The organism is Dietzia sp. IBK-p2-16D, assembly GCF_057773085.1.
Genome location: NZ_JBYMTL010000099.1, coordinates 1 through 226, shown reverse-complemented (window position 1 = coordinate 226; position 226 = coordinate 1). Strand labels below are relative to the sequence as shown.

The 226-nt window shown below is 75.2% G+C and carries 1 pseudogene; it reads left to right on the top strand.

The annotated features are described in order from the left end of the window. Positions 1 to 91: 91 nt before the first annotated feature. Positions 92 to 226, top strand: a pseudogene (locus tag AC3DE3_RS17500) (antibiotic biosynthesis monooxygenase family protein); the annotation flags it as partial.

Sequence of the window (226 nt, the reverse complement as noted above, 5' to 3'; positions counted from 1 at the left end):
CGGGGAGCTCGTCGACGACAGGTTCGCCGACGATCTCGCCCCGGTCGTGGGGCCGCTGGCCTGAGCTGCTCCGGTCGGGCCCCCGCGCGATGGCGAACGGCTACTGCGCCCCACCGGCGGCGAGACCCGCTACTTCGTGGTCACCACCTGGGAGGACGAGGAGTCGTTCGCCGCGTGGCGCGACGGCGACGCCCGCTCCGCGCACGCCGGCCAACACGGCAAGCCC